This window comes from Aquimarina sp. EL_43 (genome assembly GCF_943422735.1).
Lineage (GTDB): Bacteria > Bacteroidota > Bacteroidia > Flavobacteriales > Flavobacteriaceae > Aquimarina > Aquimarina megaterium.
The window spans coordinates 5,922,912-5,947,302 of record NZ_CALSBR010000001.1; the positions used below are offsets into that span (position 1 = coordinate 5,922,912).

Annotated in this window: 21 protein-coding genes; 14 read left to right on the forward strand and 7 right to left on the reverse strand. The window is 33.9% G+C overall.

Annotated features, from left to right (window positions below; all coding sequences use genetic code 11):
* Position 1 precedes the first annotated feature (1 nt).
* From NNL09_RS25250 to NNL09_RS25265, 4 genes are all read right to left on the reverse strand, one after another.
* Complete coding sequence (locus tag NNL09_RS25250; protein ID WP_025667517.1) at positions 2-340, reverse strand: Hpt domain-containing protein; 339 nt, start codon at positions 338-340, stop codon at positions 2-4.
* Positions 341-952 carry a fumarylacetoacetate hydrolase family protein gene (locus tag NNL09_RS25255; protein WP_025667516.1) on the reverse strand — a complete coding sequence of 204 codons (612 nt, stop codon included), beginning with the start codon at positions 950-952 and terminating at the stop codon, positions 341-343.
* 25 nt (positions 953-977) lie between these two features.
* Positions 978-1,757, reverse strand: coding sequence for a 3'-5' exonuclease (locus tag NNL09_RS25260; RefSeq protein ID WP_025667515.1), 780 nt, complete (start codon positions 1,755-1,757; stop codon positions 978-980).
* Between the two features lie 81 nt (positions 1,758-1,838).
* Positions 1,839-2,525 (reverse strand): metal-dependent transcriptional regulator, encoded by a 687-nt coding sequence (locus tag NNL09_RS25265; RefSeq protein WP_196911238.1) that lies wholly within the window; start codon positions 2,523-2,525, stop codon positions 1,839-1,841.
* Between the two features lie 51 nt (positions 2,526-2,576).
* Here NNL09_RS25265 and NNL09_RS25270 point away from each other — a divergent pair, with 51 nt between their 5' ends.
* The 8 genes from NNL09_RS25270 to NNL09_RS25305 all read left to right on the forward strand — a co-directional run bounded on the left by NNL09_RS25270 (position 2,577) and on the right by NNL09_RS25305 (position 11,155).
* The gene (locus tag NNL09_RS25270; protein ID WP_196911239.1) at positions 2,577-4,802 is read left to right on the forward strand and encodes a TonB-dependent receptor; all 2,226 of its coding nucleotides are present in this window, start codon (positions 2,577-2,579) and stop codon (positions 4,800-4,802) included.
* 12 nt (positions 4,803-4,814) lie between these two features.
* Positions 4,815-5,294, forward strand: coding sequence for a thioredoxin family protein (locus NNL09_RS25275; RefSeq protein ID WP_025667512.1), 480 nt, complete (start codon positions 4,815-4,817; stop codon positions 5,292-5,294).
* Positions 5,284-6,201, forward strand: a complete 918-nt coding sequence (locus NNL09_RS25280) for a metal ABC transporter solute-binding protein, Zn/Mn family (RefSeq protein WP_152538387.1) — start codon at positions 5,284-5,286, stop codon at positions 6,199-6,201. The genes NNL09_RS25275 and NNL09_RS25280 overlap by 11 nt, the downstream gene beginning before the upstream one ends.
* Positions 6,202-6,249: 48 nt before the next feature.
* Positions 6,250-6,990 carry a metal ABC transporter ATP-binding protein gene (locus tag NNL09_RS25285; RefSeq protein ID WP_025667510.1) on the forward strand — a complete coding sequence of 247 codons (741 nt, stop codon included), beginning with the start codon at positions 6,250-6,252 and terminating at the stop codon, positions 6,988-6,990.
* Positions 6,991-6,995: 5 nt separating this feature from the next.
* A complete protein-coding gene (locus NNL09_RS25290) occupies positions 6,996-8,126 on the forward strand; it encodes a metal ABC transporter permease (protein ID WP_025667509.1) in 1,131 nt (376 codons plus the stop codon).
* On the forward strand, positions 8,119-9,279 hold the full coding sequence (locus NNL09_RS25295; RefSeq protein WP_196911240.1) for a metal ABC transporter permease: 1,161 nt from the start codon (positions 8,119-8,121) through the stop codon (positions 9,277-9,279). Before NNL09_RS25290 ends, NNL09_RS25295 begins: the two co-directional genes overlap by 8 nt.
* Before the next feature lie 29 nt (positions 9,280-9,308).
* Positions 9,309-9,683, forward strand: a complete 375-nt coding sequence (locus tag NNL09_RS25300; protein WP_196911241.1) for a hypothetical protein — start codon at positions 9,309-9,311, stop codon at positions 9,681-9,683.
* Between the two features lie 209 nt (positions 9,684-9,892).
* Positions 9,893-11,155 carry a nitrate/nitrite transporter gene (locus NNL09_RS25305; RefSeq protein ID WP_025667506.1) on the forward strand — a complete coding sequence of 421 codons (1,263 nt, stop codon included), beginning with the start codon at positions 9,893-9,895 and terminating at the stop codon, positions 11,153-11,155.
* Positions 11,156-11,246: 91 nt separating this feature from the next.
* Here NNL09_RS25305 and NNL09_RS25310 read toward each other — a convergent pair whose 3' ends face one another.
* Positions 11,247-12,581: a dihydrolipoamide acetyltransferase family protein gene (locus tag NNL09_RS25310; protein WP_196911242.1), complete on the reverse strand. Its 1,335-nt coding sequence runs from the start codon at positions 12,579-12,581 to the stop codon at positions 11,247-11,249.
* A 138-nt stretch (positions 12,582-12,719) separates the two neighbouring features.
* On the reverse strand, positions 12,720-13,340 hold the full coding sequence (gene recR, locus NNL09_RS25315) for a recombination mediator RecR (RefSeq protein ID WP_025667504.1): 621 nt from the start codon (positions 13,338-13,340) through the stop codon (positions 12,720-12,722).
* Positions 13,341-13,604: 264 nt separating this feature from the next.
* Between recR and NNL09_RS25320 the strand changes: the two genes are divergently transcribed.
* The 5 genes from NNL09_RS25320 to secA all read left to right on the forward strand — a co-directional run bounded on the left by NNL09_RS25320 (position 13,605) and on the right by secA (position 18,774).
* Entirely contained in the window at positions 13,605-13,772 is a 168-nt protein-coding gene (locus NNL09_RS25320) for a hypothetical protein (RefSeq protein WP_160170143.1), read from the forward strand.
* 14 nt (positions 13,773-13,786) lie between these two features.
* The gene (locus NNL09_RS25325; RefSeq protein ID WP_196911243.1) at positions 13,787-14,221 is read left to right on the forward strand and encodes a GNAT family N-acetyltransferase; all 435 of its coding nucleotides are present in this window, start codon (positions 13,787-13,789) and stop codon (positions 14,219-14,221) included.
* Between the two features lie 30 nt (positions 14,222-14,251).
* On the forward strand, positions 14,252-14,827 hold the full coding sequence (locus NNL09_RS25330) for a cob(I)yrinic acid a,c-diamide adenosyltransferase (protein ID WP_025667502.1): 576 nt from the start codon (positions 14,252-14,254) through the stop codon (positions 14,825-14,827).
* Between the two features lie 138 nt (positions 14,828-14,965).
* Complete coding sequence (locus NNL09_RS25335) at positions 14,966-15,187, forward strand: DUF2795 domain-containing protein (protein ID WP_008272287.1); 222 nt, start codon at positions 14,966-14,968, stop codon at positions 15,185-15,187.
* 230 nt (positions 15,188-15,417) lie between these two features.
* The gene (secA, locus tag NNL09_RS25340) at positions 15,418-18,774 is read left to right on the forward strand and encodes a preprotein translocase subunit SecA (RefSeq protein WP_025667501.1); all 3,357 of its coding nucleotides are present in this window, start codon (positions 15,418-15,420) and stop codon (positions 18,772-18,774) included.
* A gap of 73 nt (positions 18,775-18,847) precedes the next feature.
* On the opposite strand, the gene NNL09_RS25345 is transcribed toward secA, so the two are convergent.
* Positions 18,848-19,720: a type IV pili methyl-accepting chemotaxis transducer N-terminal domain-containing protein gene (locus NNL09_RS25345; RefSeq protein WP_196911244.1), complete on the reverse strand. Its 873-nt coding sequence runs from the start codon at positions 19,718-19,720 to the stop codon at positions 18,848-18,850.
* Between the two features lie 717 nt (positions 19,721-20,437).
* On the opposite strand from NNL09_RS25345, the gene NNL09_RS25350 reads away from it, so the two are divergent.
* Entirely contained in the window at positions 20,438-24,328 is a 3,891-nt protein-coding gene (locus tag NNL09_RS25350) for a M43 family zinc metalloprotease (RefSeq protein ID WP_196911245.1), read from the forward strand.
* The last annotated feature ends 63 nt before the right edge of the window (positions 24,329-24,391 follow it).

The window sequence follows — 24,391 nt, forward strand, 5'->3', positions numbered from 1 at the left end:
TTTAGCTAAAATCTGCTTTCAGGTCTTCGAGAGCCCCATTAACTGTAGACACAATATGATCCAGAATAGGTATGATCTGTTCTTTTTCTTTCTTCGTTTTTGACCAAGCTTCTATTTGTTTTATTTGTGCTAAAAGATCTATATCAAATAATTGAAGATTAGGTTTCATCTTATGAGCATATTGATATGCCATCTGTGGATTATCAGAATTTACAGCCTGAACCATACTATCAAGATCAGGCGGTATTTCTTCTAGAAAAGTCTGTACCAGGACAGCTATAAATTCGTTATCTCCTCCTGATAATTCATTTACATTTTTTAAACTATATCCTTTGCTCATTTATTTTACTTTTATTGAAAAAAATTGTTGGTTATTTATATATCCTGTCAAAATATCATTTGGTTTTACGACTCCAACACCTGCTGGTGTTCCTGTAAATATAATATCTCCTATCTTTAAAGTAAAATATTTTGACACATATTCTATTAATTCATCGATCTTCCATAGCATAAGTCTTGTATTACCATGTTGTGCGGTTTCACTATTTTTCTCTAAACGAAAATCAATAGCATCAATATCTTCATATTCGTCTTTAGACACCCACTTTCCTATTACCGCTGCTCCATCAAAGGCTTTAGCTTTCTCCCAAGGAAGACCTTTCGCTTTAAGTTTAGCCTGCAAATCCCGTGCCGTGAAATCTATTCCAAGGCTTACTTCATTATAATATTTATGAGCAAATTTTTTATCAATATACTTACCAACTTTATTTATTTTCACTAACACTTCAACTTCATGATGAATATCATCTGAGAAATCAGGAATAAAAAAAGGTTGTTTTTTTAACAAAATAGAAGTATCTGGCTTTATAAAAACTACAGGATCTTCGGGTCTTTCATTTTCTAGTTCCTCGATATGATCTGTATAATTACGACCTATGCAAATAAGTTTCATGATATAAAATGATAAAAGAAAATGATTATAGATTTAGGCTATTATTTAACTTACGAAGTCGAACTGCTGTAAGTACTTTTTTGGTATACAAAGGAAAGTCTGCATTTTGTATCCAACCAAAATATCCAGGTTCTTCTTCCATTACCTGTTCTACTAATTTTCCTTTGTGTTTTCCAAAAGAAAAAATTTCTTTTTTATTATCGTCATAAGCAATAAAACCAGCAAAATCTGCAAACTGCTTTCTAGAACTAAATTCTGACAAAAACTTGGCATCGTTTTCTAATTCTGGATAACGATCTAATTGTGCTTTTAACACTTCATAAGTAGCTAGTGTGTCGGCTTCTGCAGAATGTGCATCTGTTAAATCCTTATCACAATAAAATTTATATGCAGCAGACAGTGTTCTTTTTTCCATTTTATGATAAATGGTTTGCACATCAATTGCAACGGTATTTTTCATATCAAAATCCAACCCTGCTCTCAACAATTCTTCTGCCAATAATGGTATATCGAACCGATTAGAATTAAAACCTCCTAAATCGCAACCCTTTATCATTTCACTAACTTTACTAGCTATTTTCTTAAAAACAGGCTCATTAGCTACCTTGGCATCATCGATACCATGCACCGCTGTAGTTTCTGGAGGTATTGGCATTTCGGGGTTGACCAACCAGGTTTTGCTTTCCTGGGTACCATTGGGAAATATTTTTAGAATAGAAATTTCTACAATACGATCTTTAGAAATATTTATACCGGTAGTTTCTAGATCAAAAAAACATATCGGTCTTTTTAAATTAAGCTCCATAAATTGATTGTGTGATACTCAAAGATAACAGCTATTCTTTAACATTCTTATAGACTAGCTCTATTTTAACATTTACAAAAACTATACAACCTTATTAACGAATACATTATCCGCAAATTTTCTTGTAACTGTTTCTATTGTATTATCAAATTTAATTCGAATTGATTTATCAAACTCCCGAACTTCAAGAATTTGTATTTCACTACTTAATGCCAAGCCAATTTCTGATACATATTTTAAAAAATGAACAGAGCCATCATTTACAGCAATAAGCTGGCAAACATCTCCTTCTGATAAGGAAGAAAGCGTTATTTTAGGTATGATCGAATATTCTCCATTAGCATTAGGAATCACCTCACCATGAGGGTCTTTTTTAGGAAAATCCATAAAGCGATCTAATTCATCAATCAACTTACGAGATTTTATATGCTCTAATTGCTCTGCCACATCATGAACCTCATCCCAGGTAAAATTTAGATAATTACACAAAAAAGTCTCCCATAATCTATGTTTACGAATCAATCGCACTGCAACAGACTTACCTTCTTCTGTTAATTCTAATTTACCATACTTTTCGCTTACTACATAACCTTTAGTTTTTAACTTCTTAATCATGTTATTTGTAGAAGCTGGAGAAACTTTAAGATAATCTGCCAATTGATTATTTCCCACTTTTACAGAAGCATCTTCTATAAGTAACTGAAATATAGCCTTTAAGTAATCCTCTTCACTTTTTGTTAAATTATTCAAATTTAATTTGTTAGTCATAACTAACTTTTTTAGTTTTGTCAAAATAATAAAACAAAATTACTAAACCTAATGCAATTACGTATAATAATCTTATTCACTTTTATCAATTCGCTTACTTACAACCCCTTACACTCCCAAGAGCTTAATTCTACCGGCACATTAAAAGGTGTAATATACGATGACAATGGAATACTTCCTTTTGCTAATATATATATAGAAGGAACTTCTCTTGGTAGTTCTAGTGATGAAAATGGTGTATTTAGCATTGAAAATGTACCTGTTGGAGATTACAAAGTGGTTGCTTCATTTACGGGTTACACACCAATTAAGAAAAAAGTATCTATAGTAGGAGGAGAAAATAAAATAAACCTTGTTATGTCACAAGGATCATCTCTAGATGAAGTAGTAATCACAGGAACATTGAAAGCCGTAAGTCGATCAGAAAGCCCCGTTCCTGTAGAAATCTACTCTCCTACATTTTTCAAAAAAAATCCAACACCAAATTTGTTCGAATCCTTACAAAATGTAAATGGCGTAAGACCACAACTTAACTGTAGTATTTGTAACACTGGTGATATACACATTAATGGATTAGAAGGGCCTTATACACTGGTAATGATAGACGGAATGCCTATTGTAAGTGGATTATCAACTGTTTACGGATTATCAGGAATACCTAATTCGCTAATTGATAGAATTGAAGTGGTAAAAGGTCCTGCTTCATCTCTATATGGAAGTGAAGCTGTTGGAGGCCTTATCAATGTTATTACAAAAAATCCTAATGATGCTCCCGAGGTAAGTACTGATATTTTTGCTACTAGTTGGGGTGAAACCAATATAGATTTTGGTTTTAAAACCAAATTAGGCAATGCTACTGCATTATTTGGCGCCAATTATTTTTATTATGACCAAGCTATAGATAATAATGATGATGGATTTACTGATCTTACATTACAGGATCGTATATCTATATTTAATAAATGGAATTTTAAACGGAAAAGTGGAAAAAACTTTACGCTTGCCGGTAGGTTTTATTATGAAGATAGATGGGGAGGAGAAAATGAATGGAATTCTGATTTTAGAGGAAGTGATCAAATATACGGTGAGAGCATATATACTGCACGATATGAAATACTGGGCAGTTATGAATTACCCATAGAAGAACCTTTAACACTCTCTTTTTCTTATACAGATCACGATCAAGACTCGTATTATGGGATCGTATCCTACCAGGCAAAACAACGTATTGGTTTTACTCAATTAACCTGGGATAAAAAAATAAAATCGCACGATCTACTATTCGGAGTTGCGTACAGATATCAATATTATGACGATAACACACCAGCAACAACTTCGAACGGTCAAAATAACCCCGAGGAAACAAGTACTCCCGGTATATTTTTACAAGACGAAATCACACTGGCTCCCAAGCATAAATTATTATTAGGAACAAGATTAGATTACCATAACCGACACGGAACCATTTTTACTCCAAGACTTGCTTATAAATGGAGTATTAATGATAAAAATATTTTTAGATTTAATGCCGGTACAGGATTTAGAGTAGTTAATCTTTTTACAGAAGATCATGCAGCCCTCACAGGTTCTCGAGAGGTCATTATCGAAGAAGATCTCGATCCCGAAGAATCTTATAATGTAAATCTTAATTATATCAAAAAAATATTTTTTGATAACGGAACCTTTATAGGACTGGATGCTTCGGCCTGGTATACCTATTTCACAAATGCTATCATTCCCGATTATGAAACAAATGCTGAAGAAATAAGATACGGCAATTTAGATGGTCATGCAGTGTCTACCGGAGTAAGCCTTAATACCAATATTAACTTTTCTAATGGACTAAAATTTACATTAGGAATGAGTGGACTTAATGTTTCGAATACAGAGAACGGAGTAACTACACGCCAGATACTCACAGAAAGTTTCACAGGAACCTGGGGAGCTACTTATAAAATACAATCTCTTAATCTAACGATAGACTATACGGGAAATCTATATGGTCCTATGCGATTAGCAACTCAGGGACCAGACGATCCCAGAAAAGACAAATCACCATGGTGGAGTATCCAAAACATACAATTCTCACACAAAACCAAAAATAACATAGAAATATACGGAGGCGTTAAAAATTTATTAGACTGGACACCTAGTAGAGGAAATCCTTTTTTAATAGCCGGAGCCGACGACCCTTTTGGACCAGATTTTGATACCACCTACATATATGCTTCTAATCAAGGAATACGAGGTTTTTTAGGAGTTCGTTATTCCTTGTAAATTCAATACAAAATGAAAGCTTTTTATATCATATCATTCTTTATATTATGCCTTCTAAATCAAAATGTAACAGCACAGTTACAAATTGATTCTTTTGAGTCCATAGAAAACAAAATGACTACTGCCCCTAAACCTCTGGTCGTATTTATTCATACCGATTGGTGCATGTATTGTAAGAATATGGAAAATACAACTTTTAAGAATAATGATATTATACAACAATTAAACGAAAATTTCTATTTCGCTTCACTAAATGGCGAAAGTCGTGAAACCATACATTTTCTAAACACCTCCTTTCGTTTTCAACCTAACGGAAATAAAACTGGAGTACATCAATTAGCCAGAGAACTTGCTACAGTTAATAACCAAATTGGCTATCCAACATTGGCAATTCTAAATCACAAATACGAAATCATATTTCAACAGCAGTCTTTTTTAAGTGCTAAAGAACTTATCAAAATATTAAATAAACTTTCTAAAAATGATTCATAAAAAATTAATGCTATTACTTCTGGTTTTCACGTTTTTCTCCTGTAAAAAAGAAGTAAAAGATAAAAATCAAAAACTACAAGTGGTCACTACCACCTCTATGATCACTGATATGGTTAAAAATATAGGTGGAGATCTAATTGAAGTCGAAGGATTAATGGGAAGTGGTGTCGATCCTCATTTATATAAAGCCAGCGAGGGAGATGTATCTAAATTAGTGAATGCCGATGTAATTTTTTATAACGGTTTACACCTGGAAGGAAAACTGGTAGAAGTATTTGAAAAAATGAAACATCAGGATATTAATACCATAGCTATAGGAGAAAGTTTAGATAAAAATACATTAATCGGTTCTGATTATTTTGCTTCTAATTACGACCCCCATATATGGTTTAGTGTAAAAAACTGGAAAATCATAACGACGTTCGTTACCCACAAACTCACAGAGATAGATCCAAAAAATGCTGAAGTTTTTAAAGCCAACGGAAAAACATACTTAACTAAGCTTGATGAATTAGAAAACAAATTAAAAAACACCATAGCAACCTTACCAAAAGAAAAGCGAATTCTCGTTACAGCACACGATGCTTTTAGTTATTTTGGAAAAGCATATGATTTTGATGTAGTTGGTTTACAGGGGTTATCTACTGCTACAGAAGCTGGAGTACAGGATGTTCAAAAATTAGCTAACTTTATTATTGAGAAGAAAGTAAAAGCTATTTTTGTAGAAAGCTCTGTACCTAAACGAACTATTGAAGCCTTACAAGCTGCAGTAAAATCAAAGAATCATGAAGTAGCCATTGGCGGAACATTGTTTTCTGATGCGCTAGGTAATGCAGAAACAAAAGAAGGTACCTATATTGGGATGTTTGAATATAATGTCAATACAATTATAAATGCGTTGAAGTAATAGTAAACAAATAATTTGTAGTGATTATATTGAATAAAAATTGTTTACATGAAAGAACAAAAAATCGCAGTTCAAATAGATGATTTAACTGTAGCTTACAATTACAAACCTGTACTATGGGATATTGATCTTGCTATACCAGAAGGTGTACTTATGGCTATTGTAGGGCCAAACGGAGCAGGAAAATCTACTTTGATAAAATCGATTTTAGATATCATTAAACCCATTGCAGGAAGCACTCAAATTTATGGGAAACCTTACAAGAAACAACGCTCACTGGTAGCTTATGTTCCTCAAAAAGGGAGTGTAGACTGGGATTTCCCGACCACTGCACTAGATGTAGTAATGATGGGAACTTATGGGAGTTTGGGATGGATCAAAAGACCTGGGCAAAAACAAAAAAAAGCTGCTCTTGAAGCATTAGAAAAAGTAGGTATGCTTTCTTTTAAAAGCAGACAGATAAGTCAGCTTTCGGGAGGACAGCAACAACGTATTTTTTTGGCAAGAGCTTTAGTTCAAAATGCATCTATCTATTTTATGGACGAACCTTTTCAAGGAGTCGATGCCACTACAGAAAAGGCAATTATTAATATCTTAAAAGAACTTAGGAAAGCTGGTAAAACAGTAATTGTCGTACATCATGATTTGCAAACTGTACCAGAATACTTTGATTGGGTTACTTTCCTTAATGTAAAAAAGATCGCTACCGGACCGGTAAAAGACATTTTTAATGATGACAATTTAACCAAAACCTACGGAATTAATTACAAGGTTAGTATACAACAGTAAGAACTATGGATATAAAAGAATACATAGAACTTGTCTTTACAGATTACACCTTACGTACTATTACATTAGGTACAGCAGTACTTGGCGCCATCTGTGGCATGTTAGGTAGTTTTGCAGTATTGCGTAAACAAAGTTTATTAGGAGATGCAATTTCTCATGCCGCATTGCCAGGCATTGCCATCGCTTTTCTAATTATTGGCACAAAAAATAGCTCTGCATTTCTATTAGGAGCATTAATTAGTGGTTTAATTGGTACTTTTTGGATTCGTGGTATCACTAGTAAAACACACCTGAAATCTGATACAGCTTTAGGTCTTATTTTATCATTATTCTTTGGGTTCGGAATGTTATTACTAACCTATATCCAGAAAATGCCCAACGCTAATCAGGCCGGTTTAGAAAGCTACCTTTTTGGACAGGCAGCCACACTTTTAGAAAGTGATGTATGGCTTATGATCACTGTTACAGGAATCAGCTTGGTAGTTTTATTATTATTCTGGAAAGAACTCAAACTATTATTATTCGATGCTGATTACACTAAGACGTTAGGGTTTAACACCAAATTCTTAGATATTCTTATCACCACATTTATTGTAATTGCAATCGTATTAGGGCTACAAACCGTAGGCGTAGTATTAATGAGCGCTATGTTATTAGCTCCCGCTGCTGCGGCTAGACAATGGACAAACAATTTAGCTGTAATGGTTATTCTGGCAGCGATTTTTGGCGCATTCTCCGGAGTTTTCGGGACCGCTATCAGTGCCAGTCATAATAACTTATCTACAGGACCTGTAATTGTACTGGTTGCTGGTGTTTTTGTACTATTTTCTTTTATTTTTTCTCCCGGTCGAGGGCTATTATTTAGAGAAATACGGTTTAGAAAAAACAGAAATGACCTTCAATTGCATAAAACATTATCTTTTATGTATAATATTGCTAGTACACACGAAAACATTGCACATCCACATGCAATTAAAATTCTGAATAACTTTCAGGGGTTCACCAGAAAGTCACTTCAAAAACTAGAAGATAAAGATTATGTGAAAATTGAGGGCAGTATGTGGTCTCTAACCGAGTCTGGATATAAAACTGCTTCCAATTTATATGATCAATTAACAAAAGAAGAGAATGAGTAACGCACAGATAGAAATACAACTAATTGCCAGCCTGGTAGCAATAGCTTGTGCTATCCCAGGAACTTTTTTAGTATTACGAAAAATGGCATTAATCACTGATGCAATCAGTCATTCTATCCTGCCAGGTATTGTAATCGGTTTTTTTATTACTCATGACTTATCGTCTCCTTTATTGATCATTCTTGCTGCTGCAAGTGGTGTCGTTACTGTAGTATTGGTAGAGTTTATCCAAAAGACAGGCTTAGTAAAAGAAGATACCGCTATAGGTCTCGTTTTTCCTGCCCTTTTTAGTATTGGTATCATACTTATTGCACAAAATGCAAATGATGTACACCTAGATGTTGATGCCGTATTATTAGGAGAACTTGCCTTTGCCCCCTTTGATCGATTACTTATAGGAGGTACAGATGTAGGCCCTAAATCTTTATGGATTATAGGCACTATATTACTGATCACATTAGGGCTATTATTTGCATTTTTTAAGGAACTAAAAGTAAGCACATTCGATGCAGGTTTAGCTTCTGCTCTTGGGTTATCCCCTGTAGTTATGCATTATGGACTAATGACGGTTTCATCAATCACTACGGTAGGTGCTTTTGATGCAGTTGGTGCTATTTTAGTCATTGCATTAATGATTGCTCCTGCAGCTACTGCTTATTTACTAACAAATGACTTAAAAAAAATGCTTCTGTTATCTGTTATATTTGGAGTAAGTAGCGCCATTATAGGATATTGGGTAGCACATGCGTTAGACACATCTATTTCTGGATCAATGACTACAGTATTAGGATTAGTTTTCTTATTCGTATACCTATTTGCTCCCAACAAAGGCTTGTTTTCTGTGTTGTATAGACAAAAACAACAACGTATCGAGGTTTCCTTACTCACCTTTCTTCTACACTTGGGAAACCACCAAGAAGAGGAAGAACGGCATGTAAAACATTTAAATGAACATATTAATTGGCAGAAGGTACAATCAAAATCTGTTTTGAATCTGGCACTTAAAAACAATATGATTACGATTAATAATGATATTGTTTCTTTAACTAAAAAAGGGAAAAACTTTACAGCAGAAGCAATTGATTATATTGTAACTAATAAAAATGCTGAAATCGAAAACATGAAGGATAGGTTTTTCCTGTTTAGAGGTTAAAACTCGTATATTTAAAGGAAAAAAGGGAAATGTTTGCATCTTTAAAAAGGAATTTTATACCACTATCCATTTTATTTTTTTCAATCAGTTGTACTTCCTATGCTCAGGAAAAACCTGTTCGCTTAGTAGAAGATAAGCAGAAAAAAAGAACAATCATATACATCCAAAATGACACGGATACAGATAAGAGTGTATTTTTAAAAGTAAATCCGACTGGATATCGCAAGAGTGCCCAACGACCTATTATTAAAAATATCCCTGCCAAAAGTAAAGTACAAATATTAATCCTTATCCCATTAACAGATGTTGAATCTCACTATACATATAATCTGGTTGTAAATGAAGAATTAGAAACTATAGATGTAAAACACAGTAAAAGTTTAAAAAAGAAGGATAGTATTTGAGTTATACTTCCTAAAAGTTTTGATTTCATATACCGAAGTGATTTCTTTATTAGACCTCACAGGTTTTAGAAATCTGTGAGGTCTAATAGTAACCTGATAATATAATTTTGAATCGGGAACAATTATTTTTTGTCATATACTTTGAAAACGTATTTCACATAGAAATCTATATATTTAGACTTAAAAAGTCTAATCCACTTCTATACTTTATGAATCATACAAAACCACCATGGTATTTTCTCTTACTGGTCATTTTAGCAGGAGAATCCGTTTTTATCCTTCCATTTGTTCTTTCACGAGTATTTAGACCAACAGTACTTGAGGTATTTAATTTAGATAATATTCAGTTAGGTATATGTTTCTCTATTTATGGAATTGTAGCTCTAATATCCTATCTTTTTGGAGGCGCCTTAGCGGATAAGTTTCCTCCAAGAAAATTAATAGCAACAGCACTATGGATGACCGCTTTGGGAGGATTAATATATGCCAGTTTCCCCAATTATACAGTATTAAAAGCACTTTATGGTTATTGGGGGTTCACTACTATATTTTTATTCTGGGCTCCCATGATTAAAGCTACTCGCGTTTGGGGCGGCAACACTTCTCAAGGTAAAGCGTTTGGGTTTTTAGATGGCGGCCGAGGATTAGTTGGTGCTTTATTTGGAGTCTTGGGAGTATTTATTTTTTCGCTATTTATTACTTCAGAAATCTCTGAAGTGACTACTGCCGAAAGCAAAGCTGCTTTTAAATATGTAATCTTAGTATCCTCTGGGCTTGTTAGTATTGTAGGAGTATTAGTTTGGTTATTTATGAAAATGGGTCATGAATTAGAAAAACAAATTACAGTAGAGAAAATCACAATATCTCAAGTTCAAGAAGTATTGCGCTTACCTTCTGTTTGGTTGCTCATGATTATTATTCTATGCGCTTATGTAGGCTACAAAATTACCGATGTATTTTCATTATATGCTAAAGATGTTATGCTATATGATCAAGTGCAATCGGCTCAAGTGGGTACATTTTTGTTATTTATCCGACCCATTATTGGAGTTTTAATCGGAATATTAGCCGACCGTTCACAAACCACCTTTTGGCTACTTATTAGTTTTATAGTTTCATTCTTCGGAGCATTATTGTTTGCCTCTGGTATAATTTCAGATTCTGCAACAATTTTATTTTTTATATCAATTTTAGTAGTAGCAACAGGAGTGTATGCAGCTCGTTCTTTATACTTTGCAGTAATGCAGCGAGGAAAAATCCCATTGGTTCTTACAGGAACTGCTGTTGGGATTATTTCTCTTATAGGCTATACTCCTGATATATTTGCAGGGCCCGCAATGGGATATCTTCTAGAAAATTCACCAGGACCCGAAGGACACCAACATGTATTCTGGATGTTAGCTTTATTTTCTTTTATTGGTGGCCTAGCTGCCTGGTATTATTACAAATTATATAGTACACAAAAAAAGTAAGTATAAGAAAATCTCAAAAAATAAAATTACTTATATAAAAAAACCACGATAACTATTATCGTGGTTTGTATTTATTTTAGAATAATGTTTCTTAAAACTCTCTATTCACATCCCAGGCTTCCAGATAGTCTTTTATACGTTGTACAAACTGCCCTCCTAGCGCTCCGTTAACAACTCTGTGATCATAAGAGTGTGATAAGAACATTTTATATCGAATACCGATAAAGTCCCCTTCTGGTGTTTCTATTACAGCAGGAACCTTTCTAATCGCTCCCAAAGCCAAAATACCTACCTGTGGTTGATTAATAATTGGTGTCCCCATAATGCTTCCGAATGTACCCACATTAGTTACTGTATACGTACCGCCTTGTATATCATCTGGTTTTAAAGCGTTATTACGTGCTCTATTTGCAAGATCATTAACCGCTTTGGTCATTCCTACCAAATTTAATTGATCTGCGTTCTTAATCACAGGTACAATTAAATTACCATCTGGTAAAGCTGCTGCCATACCCAGATTTATATTTTTCTTTTTGATAATTGTATCTCCAGAGATAGAGATATTCATCATCGGGAAATCTTTTAATGCTTTAGCAACTGCTTCCATAAAAATAGGAGTAAACGTAAGGTTCTCCCCTTCTCTCTTCATGAAATCTCCTTTTACTTTCTTTCTCCAATTCCAGATATTGGTTACATCGGCTTCTATAAATGACTGTACATGAGCAGAAGTCTGTACAGATTCGACCATATGATGTGCAATAAGTTTGCCCATTCTGGTCATTTCTATAATCTCGTCTTCTCCTGATGCTACGACCGGTGCTGCTTTAGCTACTTCTTTCTTTTTAGCTGGAGTTGCTTCTGGTTTTGCCTTTATTTCTTCTTTTACAGGCTGCGTTTTTATTTTTCCGTTTTTGCGATCATCTACAAATTGTAAAATATCATTTTTGGTAACACGACCATCCTTACCTGTTCCCGAAATAGCTTCAAGTTCATTTATGGAAACATTTTCTGTCGCAGCAATATTCTTTACTAACGGAGAATAAAACTTACTACTCCCAGAAAAATCGGTTGCATTTCCTGCCACTACTGTTTCTGCGATTTGTGTTTCTAATACTTCTGCTTCTTTTGGAGTTTCCTCTACTTTGGCAGTAGTTTCTTGCGGAGTTGATTCTATAGCTCCCTCACTTTCAGTCTCTATTACAGCTATAACCTGGCCTACCTGTACTACATCATCAACATCAAAAAGTTTTTCTACCAGTACACCTTCTACCTCACTAGGCACCTCACTATCTACTTTATCAGTTGCTATTTCAACAACTGCATCATCTAATTCAATAGTATCCCCAACTTCTTTTAACCAAGTTGTTATTGTTGCCTCTGCAACACTCTCACCCATTTTTGGAAGTTTCAGCTCAAATTTTGCCATATTCTTAATCAAAAGTGTTTATAAGTTATGTTTTTTGCGAATTTAATTAAAATTCGGCTTAAAAATTATTTTTTTCGTATTAAAATTTACTTAACATCTATATCTTCAAGTTTACAGATACTTCTAAATATATGCAAATCAAGGACTCTTTAATGCATTCTCAAAAGGAATTCGATTAAGTATACTTCTTCCCAAAGTAACTTCATCTGCATATTCTAACTCATCATTAACACCAATTCCCCTGGCAATGGTAGAGGTTTTTATATCTATTCCTTCTAACTGTTTATACATATAGAAATTAGTAGTATCCCCTTCCATGGTTGCACTTAATGCAAATATCAATTCTTGTATTTCTCCAGATTTAACTTTCTCGATCAAAGAACTAATATTTAATTCTTGTGGACCAATACCATCTAATGGACTTATCTTACCTCCCAAAACGTGATACAATCCTCTAAATTGACCCGTACTCTCTATAGCCATTACATCTCGTATATCTTCTACTACACAGATAATTTCACGATTTCTACTTGGGTTACTACAGATATCGCAAATATTTGTATCACTGATACTATGACATGTAGTGCAAAATTTAATATCCTCTCGCAATACTCCCAAAGCTTTGGTTAAGTGTTGGGTCTGGGTTTCTGGCTGCCTAAGTAAATGTAATACTAATCGAAGTGCAGTACGTTTTCCTATCCCTGGTAATTGAGACATTTCATAAACTGCATTCTCTAATAATTTTGAAGAAAATTCCATAGCGCAACAAATTTAGCATTTTTAATGATCAACTCCGCCCAGAGTTCCATTCTTTAAACAAAAAATTATGTTTTTATATCATAATGACATTTTTTATCCCTATAACCGCACCAGCTAATTATAAAAGACATTAACAGAGGAAAAAATGAAAGTTCGCAGTGCGTAAGAAAACTTGATATAAATTTAATTTTGAGGTATAAACTATGATAATCTTAACTATACAATTAAGGCCTTTTTGTTACTTTTACTCCAAAAGTAAAAGTAATGTTAGATACTCTTTCTGAAGAAACACAGTTAATTTTAATGATTATAGTTATTGCTATTTTATTCGTAGCAGTATCCTGGAACACCAAACGAAATAAAAATAAACTGTATGATCGTGAAAAACGTAATTTTAGACAGAACTATCAAAAAAAGAAAAAGAGAAAATAACTATATTCTATAAAATGAAACAAACATTTGTTAGAAAAGCTACACCAAAAGATATAGAATGGGTAAATAACACTTATCAAAACATAGATTTTGTAGTATCAGATTATTCTACCGAATATATTGTTTTAGCAGAGGTTGAAGGTGTAAAATGTGGACTGGGAAGAGTTGTTAATATTGATCAAAACAACTTAGAATTAGGAGGAATGTATGTATTGGATCAATTTCGAGGTATGGGAATTGCAGAGAAGATCATCTTGCATTTATTAAAAAATCATGAACAACATAAAAAGATATGGTGCCTTCCTTTTGAACATCTTCAGCATTTTTATAATAAGTTTGGTTTTCTAGACCAAAAAACACACAATTACGAAATTCCGGATAAAATACATGCTAAACACAAATGGTGTAATCAAAACTATACTAAGGATGTACTTTTATTAGTTAAGTAGCTATCATCTATTAAACAAACATGCAATTCAATGAAAATATATACTAAAACCGGTGATAAAGGAACCACTGCCCTTTTTGGTGGAACCAGAGTACCTAAACATCATATTCGTATCGACAGTTATGGTACTGTTGACGAGCTTAATTCACATATTGGACTTATCAGAGATCAAAAAATTGATGAACTAAGTAAGAAAATATTAATTAATATACAGGATAAACTTTTTACTGTTGGAGCTGTTTTAGCAACTGACCCTGAAAAAGCTATACTAAAAAGCGGGCAAAAAAGACTAAACATACCTACTATTTCTACAGAAGATATTGAGCTATTAGAAAAAGAAATCGACAGAATGAACGAATCTTTACCGCCAATGACACATTTTGTATTACCGGGAGGGCATCAAACTGTGTCATTCTGTCACATTGCTCGTTGTGTATGCCGAAGAGCAGAGCGTTTAGCAACGGCACTCTATGAAATAAACCCTTTTGAAGAAACAACACTGCATTACTTAAACCGACTATCTGACTATCTTTTTGTACTGGCACGAAAGTTGTCCCACGATCTTAAAGCAGAAGAAATTGAGTGGATTCCTAAAAAGAATTCTTAAAATTTAATAACTGTTAAAATTAGTAAGGGAAACTCCCTAAAAAATCACGTTCTTATAATTATTGTTTAAATAATTAATTTTTTACTTGACTTTTTAAACTAAAAAATTATTTTTGCAAAAAATTAAACCAGTAAACATATGTATTGGACTTTAGAATTAGCATCTTATTTAAGTGATGCACCTTGGCCTGCTACAAAAGACGAGTTAATAGATTATGCAATTCGTACTGGAGCACCTCTGGAGGTTGTAGAAAATCTACAAGCAATTGAAGATGAAGGAGATTCGTATGACTCTATAGAGGAAATATGGCCTGATTATCCTACAGATGAAGATTATCTTTGGAATGAGGATGAATATTAAATAAATGAAATAGTATTAAAAGTCTCGCAAGAGGCTTTTTTTTTGCGTAAATTATGCCACTTTATGGCTATTTACGGCTTAAAAGTATTGTATAATATGACCACTTAGGTCCTGAGATAGTGATAGACTTCAGATATTGAAGTCAGATTAGCATGTTACCTTAAGTAGATAAGGAACCAATTAGTTTCGTTTTGAAATTAAAATCTCATTAAACACACAACCATAAAATTATGGGAATTTTAGATTCTGTATTAAAAGTATTTGTTGGAGATAAGTCCAAAAAAGATATCAAAGAAATTCAACCAAAGGTCGAATTGATAAAACAAGCAGAAAAGGCAATTGAAGGCCTTTCTCATGATGAATTACGCGCTAAAACTGTTGATTTTAAAAATAGAATAAACGAAGCACGTACAAAGATCAATGCAGAAATAGAAACGCTTACCGAAGAAGCCAATAACACAGAAGATATCGACAGAAAAGAAGATATCTATGGTGAAATAGACAAATTAAAAGAAGAAGCATATGAAGCTACAGAAAAAGCTTTAGATGAGATTCTTCCTGAAGCTTTTGCCGTAGTAAAAGAAACCGCAAAGCGTTTTGCTAATAATGAATCAATAAAAGTTACGGCTTCTGCTTACGATCGAGAACTCTCTGGTACCAGAGATCATATTACTCTTGATGGCGAACAAGCTATTTGGGCAACAAGTTGGGATGCAGCTGGTAAAGAAGTAAAATGGGATATGATCCATTATGATGTACAACTTGTCGGAGGTATTACACTACACGAAGGAAAAGTAGCAGAAATGCAAACAGGAGAAGGTAAAACCTTGGTGGCAACACTCCCAGTATACCTTAATGCATTATCTGGTAATGGTGTTCACCTGGTAACAGTAAATGATTACCTTGCTCGTCGTGATAGTGAGTGGATGGCTCCTATTTTTCAGTTTCATGGACTTACCGTAGACTGTATTGACAATCACAGACCTAACTCTGCAGAACGTAGAGCAGCTTATAATGCAGATATCACATACGGAACCAATAATGAATTTGGATTTGATTATCTACGTGATAATATGTCTCACGCTCCAGAAGACCTGGTACAACGCCCTCATAATTATGCAATTATAGATGAAGTAGATTCTGTATTAATTGATGATGCCCGTACACCACTAATTATTTCTGGACCTATACCAAAAGGAGATATCCACGAATTTGATGAGTTAAAGCCAAAAATTGCTGATATTGTTTCGGTACAACAAAAATATCTTACTACTGTTTTAGCTGAAGCTAAAAAATTAATTAAAGAAGGTGATGCCAAAGAAGGAGGTTTTAAATTACTACAAGTATACCGAGGGATCCCTAAAAATAAAGCTTTAATTAAGTTTTTAAGTGAGGAAGGAGTAAAAATGTTACTTCAAAAGACAGAAAACTTCTATATGCAAGATAATAACAGAGAAATGCATAAAATTGATGCCGATCTGTATTATGTAATAGAAGAGAAAAACAATCAGATAGATCTTACTGATAAAGGTGTAGATTATCTTTCGGGAAAAGATGATCCGGATTTCTTCGTACTACCACAAATTGGTATGGAAATAGCTAAAATTGAAGGTTTAGAATTATCCAAAGAAGAAGAAGCAGAAAAGAAAGAAGATCTTTTTAGAGAATATAGTGTAAAAAGTGAACGCATTCACACCTTACGTCAACTATTAAAAGCATATTCTTTATTCGAAAAGGATGTAGAATATGTGGTGATGGATAATAAAGTAAAAATTGTAGATGAACAGACGGGTCGTATTATGGACGGACGTCGATACAGTGATGGACTGCACCAAGCTATTGAAGCCAAAGAAAATGTAAAGATTGAAGATGCAACTCAGACTTTTGCTACTGTGACACTTCAGAACTATTTCCGTATGTACGGTAAATTATCTGGTATGACAGGTACTGCAGTAACAGAAGCAGGAGAGCTTTGGGAAATCTATAAACTCGACGTAGTAGAAATACCGACCAACCGACCTATAGCTAGACATGACAGAGAAGATTTGGTATACAAAACCAAACGCGAAAAATACAATGCCGTTATCGAAGAAGTTACCGAACTATCTCGTGCAGGAAGACCTGTACTAATTGGTACTACTTCTGTAGAAATTTCGGAATTATTAGGGCGAATGCTTACGATTCGTAAAGTCCCACATAATGTATTGAATGCGAAACTTCATAAGAAAGAAGCCGATATTGTTGCTGAAGCTGGTAATGCAGGTGTAGTAACTATCGCGACCAATATGGCTGGTCGTGGTACAGATATTAAATTATCTGATGAAGTAAAGGCTGCAGGTGGACTTGCAATTGTTGGTACAGAGCGTCATGATTCTCGACGTGTAGACAGACAGTTGCGTGGTCGTGCCGGTCGACAAGGAGATCCAGGTAGTTCTCAGTTCTATGTATCGTTAGAAGACAACCTAATGCGTTTATTTGGTTCTGAGCGTATTGCCAAAATGATGGATAGAATGGGATTAAAAGAAGGTGAAGTAATTCAACATTCTATGATCTCTAAATCTATCGAAAGAGCTCAGAAAAAAGTAGAAGAAAATAACTTTGGTGTTCGTAAACGATTATTAGAATATGATGATGTAATGAATGCACAGCGTGAAGTTGTATATAAACGTCGTTATCATGCTTTGTTTGGAGAGCGTTTGCGTGTTGATATTGCCAATATGATCTATGATACTGTAGAAGTAATCACAGAAGGGAATAAAGCTGCCCAGGACTTTAAAAATTTCGAATTCGAATTGATCCGATATTTCTCTATGAGTAGTCCGATTTCTGCAGAAGAATTCGAAAAAATGGATGCTTTAAAGATTTCGGGAGAAATTTATAAAATTGCATATGAGCATTACCAAGATAAAATGAAACGTAATGCAGATGCCGCTTACCCCGTTATTAAACAAGTATATGAAGATCCTTCCAGTAAGTATGAAAGAATCTTAGTACCATTTACAGATGGAGTAAAAAGTATTAATGTTGCTACCGATTTGCAAAAAGCATATGAGTCTGAAGGAAAACAACTCATTACCGATTTCGAGAAAAATATTACACTTGCCATTATTGATGATGCCTGGAAAACACATCTTCGTAAAATGGATGAGTTAAAGCAAAGTGTACAGCTAGCTGTTCATGAGCAAAAAGATCCTTTATTAATATACAAGTTTGAAGCTTTTGAGTTGTTTAAAGCTATGATCGAAGAGGTAAATAAAGATGTGATTTCATTCTTATTTAAAGGAGAATTACCTACTGGTAATACTCAGGATATTTCTGAAGCTCGCCAGGTGCGAAGAAAAGAGAAGTTAGAAACTTCTAAAGAAGAAATCCCTAATATGGATGAACGTGCAGCACAAAATAGAGCTGCGGGACAAACACAAGGTAAACCTCAAGTCACTGAAACTATCGTGCGAGAACAACCAAAAATAGGACGTAATGATAGAGTAACTATCAAACATGTGATGAGTGGAGAAAATAAAACCGTAAAATACAAACAAGCTATCCCACTAATCGAAAAAGGAGAATGGGTACTTGTAAATGAATAAACCCTTTATTATGTAATACAAAAGCCGGAAGTTTATTCTTCCGGCTTTTGCGTTTATAACTTTAGATGCTCTATCATATTTTTATTTTCTCGTACAAATATGTCATGTCATTAAATAATCGAGTAAGCTCGTTACTCATTTTATAGATTTCTTCATCCGTAAATTCTTGATTATTTAATTTATTTCTATTTTTTTTGATCACGTTCCATTGAGAAAAAGTCAATCCTATTTTTTCATCAATTTCTGGAGTATTAAACTTGCAAATCAAAAATTTGTTAATCGCTCCATCTAGTTCATGAAAAGCATTATTAAGCATCTGATAAGAGTTCTTATTTTTCAATTCCATTTGATTTGCATAATAATAAAATGCTAATCGTTGAGAAAGCATTCGCTGTCTTCCTGATATATTTATGATGCCTTCTAACTCTAATCTATCTTCAATTAAATGAGAATCACTTATATTATCCTTAATGCTTTGAAGAGAGTTTTTAGATTCTAAAATAATAGAAGACACCACTGCATCTGCAGCTTTAAGAAGATCTGTATTTGTTTCTATTACTTTCTTTGCATTCTCATAACTTGGTTGTGCTTCAATAAGTACTTTAAATTCTTTCCATAATTCATTAACCTTGGTTAATTTTTCAATAGTTCCCTTAAACTGGGTATTTTGTAAAAGAACACGGTTTTGTTCTTCAAAAATAATCTTACTCGACAGTAAATCTCTCTTCACCTTCGCATCATTAGCATTATTAAGTAAGTATAAATACGCTTTAGACATTTTTTGAGTAAGCATACGTTGTTTACCCGAAACATTTATAGCATTGTTAAATGATAATGATCCGTATTTATCGTTTAATTGTGCATGAAGGCTTAATGAACTGGCATATACTAATCCTATCACAAATAAAATTAGTATTGATTTGGGGGCTTTTCTTTCGTTATTCATTTATATTGGCTTTATGGTTCTGTTATTTAGTTTATAATTCTCAAACAAATCATAAGAGATTAATTTATCTTCATATTTTTTGGGGTTTTCTTATTGATTTGCAGCGCAAAAATATTTCAGACTATGTTTCGTAAATATGATTTTTGTCAGTCTATAAGTGCCCTTAAATAGGTATGTCGATACTTATCTTACTGTTTACCAGTACTAATTTTGATTTTTATTATGATTTTTTATTGAAAAAAAATAAAATCCTTCGATAAGTAGTTTCAAAAACCTGTAAGCGTAAAGAAAATAGAGTGCAGATTTTTTTTGTTAAACCGAAATAAGTAACTACCCACCTATAGCAATATGAATATATCTGTTCTTCTTATGCTCAAAATTTACTAAAACAGTTTCTACCAATTCAAAAGAATCTCATATACTATATAAAGAAGTAAATACAAAAATTAAAATACAATTAATTGTATTCTAAATAAATTCTTCGTTACCTGTTAACCATGATTGATCTCACATAAACCTAGTACAATCATCTAAAAATCAATTGATTTTTTATTGAAGTCAAAAAACACAACATTCACAATCTTACTAGTGAACCGTAAAAAACATGCGTTTTTACCTTATAAAATACTGGTAGGTACTAGTTTGACAATCACCATCATAACTATACATTTAACCAAAATTTAATAATTTATTAACAAGCACAAATTTTAACTAATCATGAAAACACAAACTCATTTCAAAAGAAACTATCTAAGCATAAGACATTTGATCTTATGGTCTTTATTACTCTCCTGTTTACATATCAATGCTCAAAATACAGAGCCTAACATGTGTAAAATGGAAGAACAAATGCAAAAACTATATGAGGCCGATCCATATGCAAAAACAGAAATTAAAGCATTGAGGCAAAGTGCCTCACGAATGAAAAGTAGTCAAAACCCAAAATCATATGTAATACCTGTCGTATTTCATGTATTTGGTACCGAGTTTAATAGTGGAAGTACTGTTACCAAAGCGATTATTGAAGATGCTCTACAAAAAACCAATGAGGATTTTCAGGGACTTAATGCAGATTATAGCACTATTGATGCTCCTTTCGATGCTATCAAACAACCTCTGGATGTGACATTTAAACTCGCACAACTTGACCCTAACGGCAATCCTACCACAGGAGTTATATTCTATGATAAAGCTTCGGGAATGGGGAACTACAGCTCTCCTGTTGTAGCCAAAGTAGCCTGGGACAATTACAAATATTGTAACATATACATTACCAGAGATTTATACGACGATGGAGATTTCTACAATTCGGGGGTAGCATGGTATCCAAATACTACTATGTCTGCTGCTAATATTGCTCGGATAGTATACAATGGAAGCTATTTGGGAAATAATACTAATGAGAATTTCAGATCAGTATTAACGCACGAATTTGGGCATTATTTTGATTTACCTCATACTTTTGATAAAGGAGTATGTAATAACGATCCTAATGATGGAGATGGTGTTGCCGATACTCCTTCTCACAAAAAAAGTTCTTCAAGAACCAATTGTACAGTGCTAAAAAATTGTCTGAATCAGGAAATCAATAGTGAGAATTTCATGGACTATACAGATTGTTACAAAATGTTTACACAAGGACAAGTTTCCCGAATGGTCAATGCTTTGGACAATTCATCGACTAGGAATACATTATGGACAAACACCAATCTAACCGCTACTGGATTGGCTTCTGATTTAGGTGCTCGTATCGCTACCTCTGGAGCAATATTTGAAGAACGTTATCTTAATGATGGGATTATAGAAAGTACTATTGATATCACTTGTGAGGACTGTACGTTTACAAAGAACTCTGGAAATATGGTGCTTAATACCGATTATACAGTAGCCAATCTACCCGCAGGTTTAACCCCCAGAATTGTAATAAACAGTAACACTTCTGCGACTATACACCTGGATAATACAGCTTCTAATCATAATCTAGCCAACTCTGTAACGAATCTTTCTTTTACTTTCTTAGATCCTATAGTAACTGGTGGAGTAACTCAATTATATAAAAAGAGTTTAGATAACTTAAAAGTAAACTTTAATGATGTATATACAGAATACTGTAATGTAAATATATCATACGCAGTCTATACCCACATTACTAATGTCGAATTTGATGGTAGAACAAATCCATCTGGATACGACGGAATCTCTAATTATACAAAAAGCCTTAAATACCCAGCTAAACAAGGAAAAACTTACCCTCTAACGATTACAACTAACAAAGGTAATGGTGGTGCTGGCGATAATTTAAGAATACAAGGGTGGTTCGACTGGAATAATAATTTTATTTATGAGGATAATGAACTAATAATATCTCACGCATATGCCAATAGTAGTGTTGATGCTAATGGAGATTACAAATATACTACCAATATCACTATTCCCGCAGATGCTGTTTTAGGAAATACAGCTTTTAGAATTCTGGCGCACTATGTACAAAATAATGCTGGTGATACAGCATGTAGTCGAATTGATAGTGGTGAATCTGAAGATTATGGGTTAAATATCATAGATCAAAATGCTACTTTTTCTATGGAATTTTCGGGAACTCCTACCACTGTTAATTTCTCACAAGGTGTGGCATTTTCTGATCTTACTATAACCGATAACGGAGATTCTATTACCTCGTGGTTATGGTCATTTGAAGGAGGGCAACCTGCTACTTCTACCAATAAAAGTCCTTCTAATATCATATTTCCTGAAGGAGGAACTTATGATGTTACTCTAAAAGTGACAACAGCCAATGGAATAAATAAAACGCTTACAAAAACAGACTACATTACTTCGGCATTAAACTACTGTGATAGTGAACCAAAATTCGGAGGTTATTTTAATGTAAATCATGTTACCTTAAGCACAATAGACCATGCTCCTCTTAAAAGTAGAGCGGGTGATTACTATGATACCGTATTTACAACTCTAGAGACCGGAAAATCCTATCCTATTACCATTAAAACAGAACGTGGCAATGGCGGGACTAGTGATGTAAATAGAGTGCGTGTATGGGCAGATTGGAACTTTGATAGTGTGTTTTCTGATAATGAACTGGTAGCTACCCAAGTTGTAAATTATGCTGATTACACAAACGATGAATATTCTTTTACAGCCAATATTACAGTACCCGATAATGCTGCTGTAGGTAAAAAAGTAGGATTAAGGGTTATTGGTCACTTTGTAGATGGAACCGATGGAGATGCTGCTTGCGGTTCATATGATAGCGGAAATACAGCCGATTATGGGATTATAATTTCTGGAACAATATCGACCTGTAATGATGGTATCCAAAATGGAGATGAAACAGGCGTAGATTGCGGTGGTTCATGTGCGCCTTGTAATACTAATGATACGTATTGTGCAGCATCAAATCAAGATGATCGAGTTCATATCACTCGAGTTGCTTTTGGTGATATAAATAATAACTCTACACATAGTCCATATTCTGATTACACAAATTTATCAGCTAATTTTACCGTGGGAGATCAATTATCATTAACTATAAATACCGTTAATGAGCATTGGACATATAATGCATTAGGAGCCTGGGTAGATTGGAATAATGATAAAGATTTTGATGATCCCGGAGAGAAGATTCTTCACATTTACAAAGCTGGCCCTTACAACAGTACGGTTACTGTTCCTGCATCTGCAGTAACGGGAACTGCCTTAAGAATGCGTGTGCGAATGGGATATGGATCAGAATCTAAAATAACACCCTGCGGAGATGATACCTATTTTGGGGAGGTAGAAGATTACACCATAGTTATAAAAGCAGCACCAACCTGTACAGATGGTATTCAGAACGGAGATGAAACCGGAGTAGACTGTGGTGGATCGTGTACTCCTTGTGCTAGCAATGATGGAGTTGTCTATGTAAATAATGAAGATATCACAGTAAGTTCTTCAAGTACCTGGGATTTCTTTAGAATAGAAGTTGGAGACAACAGCGATTATGGAGCATGGTACACCAATAATTCGGTACGATTGGTTACTTATAATAAAGATGTTGTATGCGAAGGTAGTAGCAAAAATGTAACCATACTTGGTGAAGGAGTAGAAGTTGGAGCTTCTAGTAATTTTGTTGCAGAATCTCATAGTTACATAGTAAGTTCTTCTTCATATACGAATTGGAATGGTAAATCTGGTTATATAGGATTTACCTTTAAAATTAGTGGTAATACACATTACGGATGGTTTTATGCTACTGTAGCAAACGATGGATTATCGTATACTATATTGGATTATGCATATAACACTAATGCAGGTCAGGGATTGTTGACCAAAAGACCAGCAGCAGCAGGTCCAGAAAAAGCAGAGAATCTGGTTAAAGTATATCCTAACTCATTTACCGAAATGACCAATATTGACCTAACCAAATTAGGAAAAGAAAGGTTTACTATGAGTGTATATGATCTGTTAGGAAGACGTATTTATCACAAAAACTATAATAGAAACCCTGGAGTACTTCCTTTCGGAAGAACAATAACCGAAAAAGGAAACTATTTCGTGAAAATAACATCCAAAGGAGCTTCAGAAATACATACCATTGTAAAGAAATAACCTAATAAACCTGGTTATTTTATACCAACTACCTAAAAAATGTATTATAGAGCACGTCTTGCT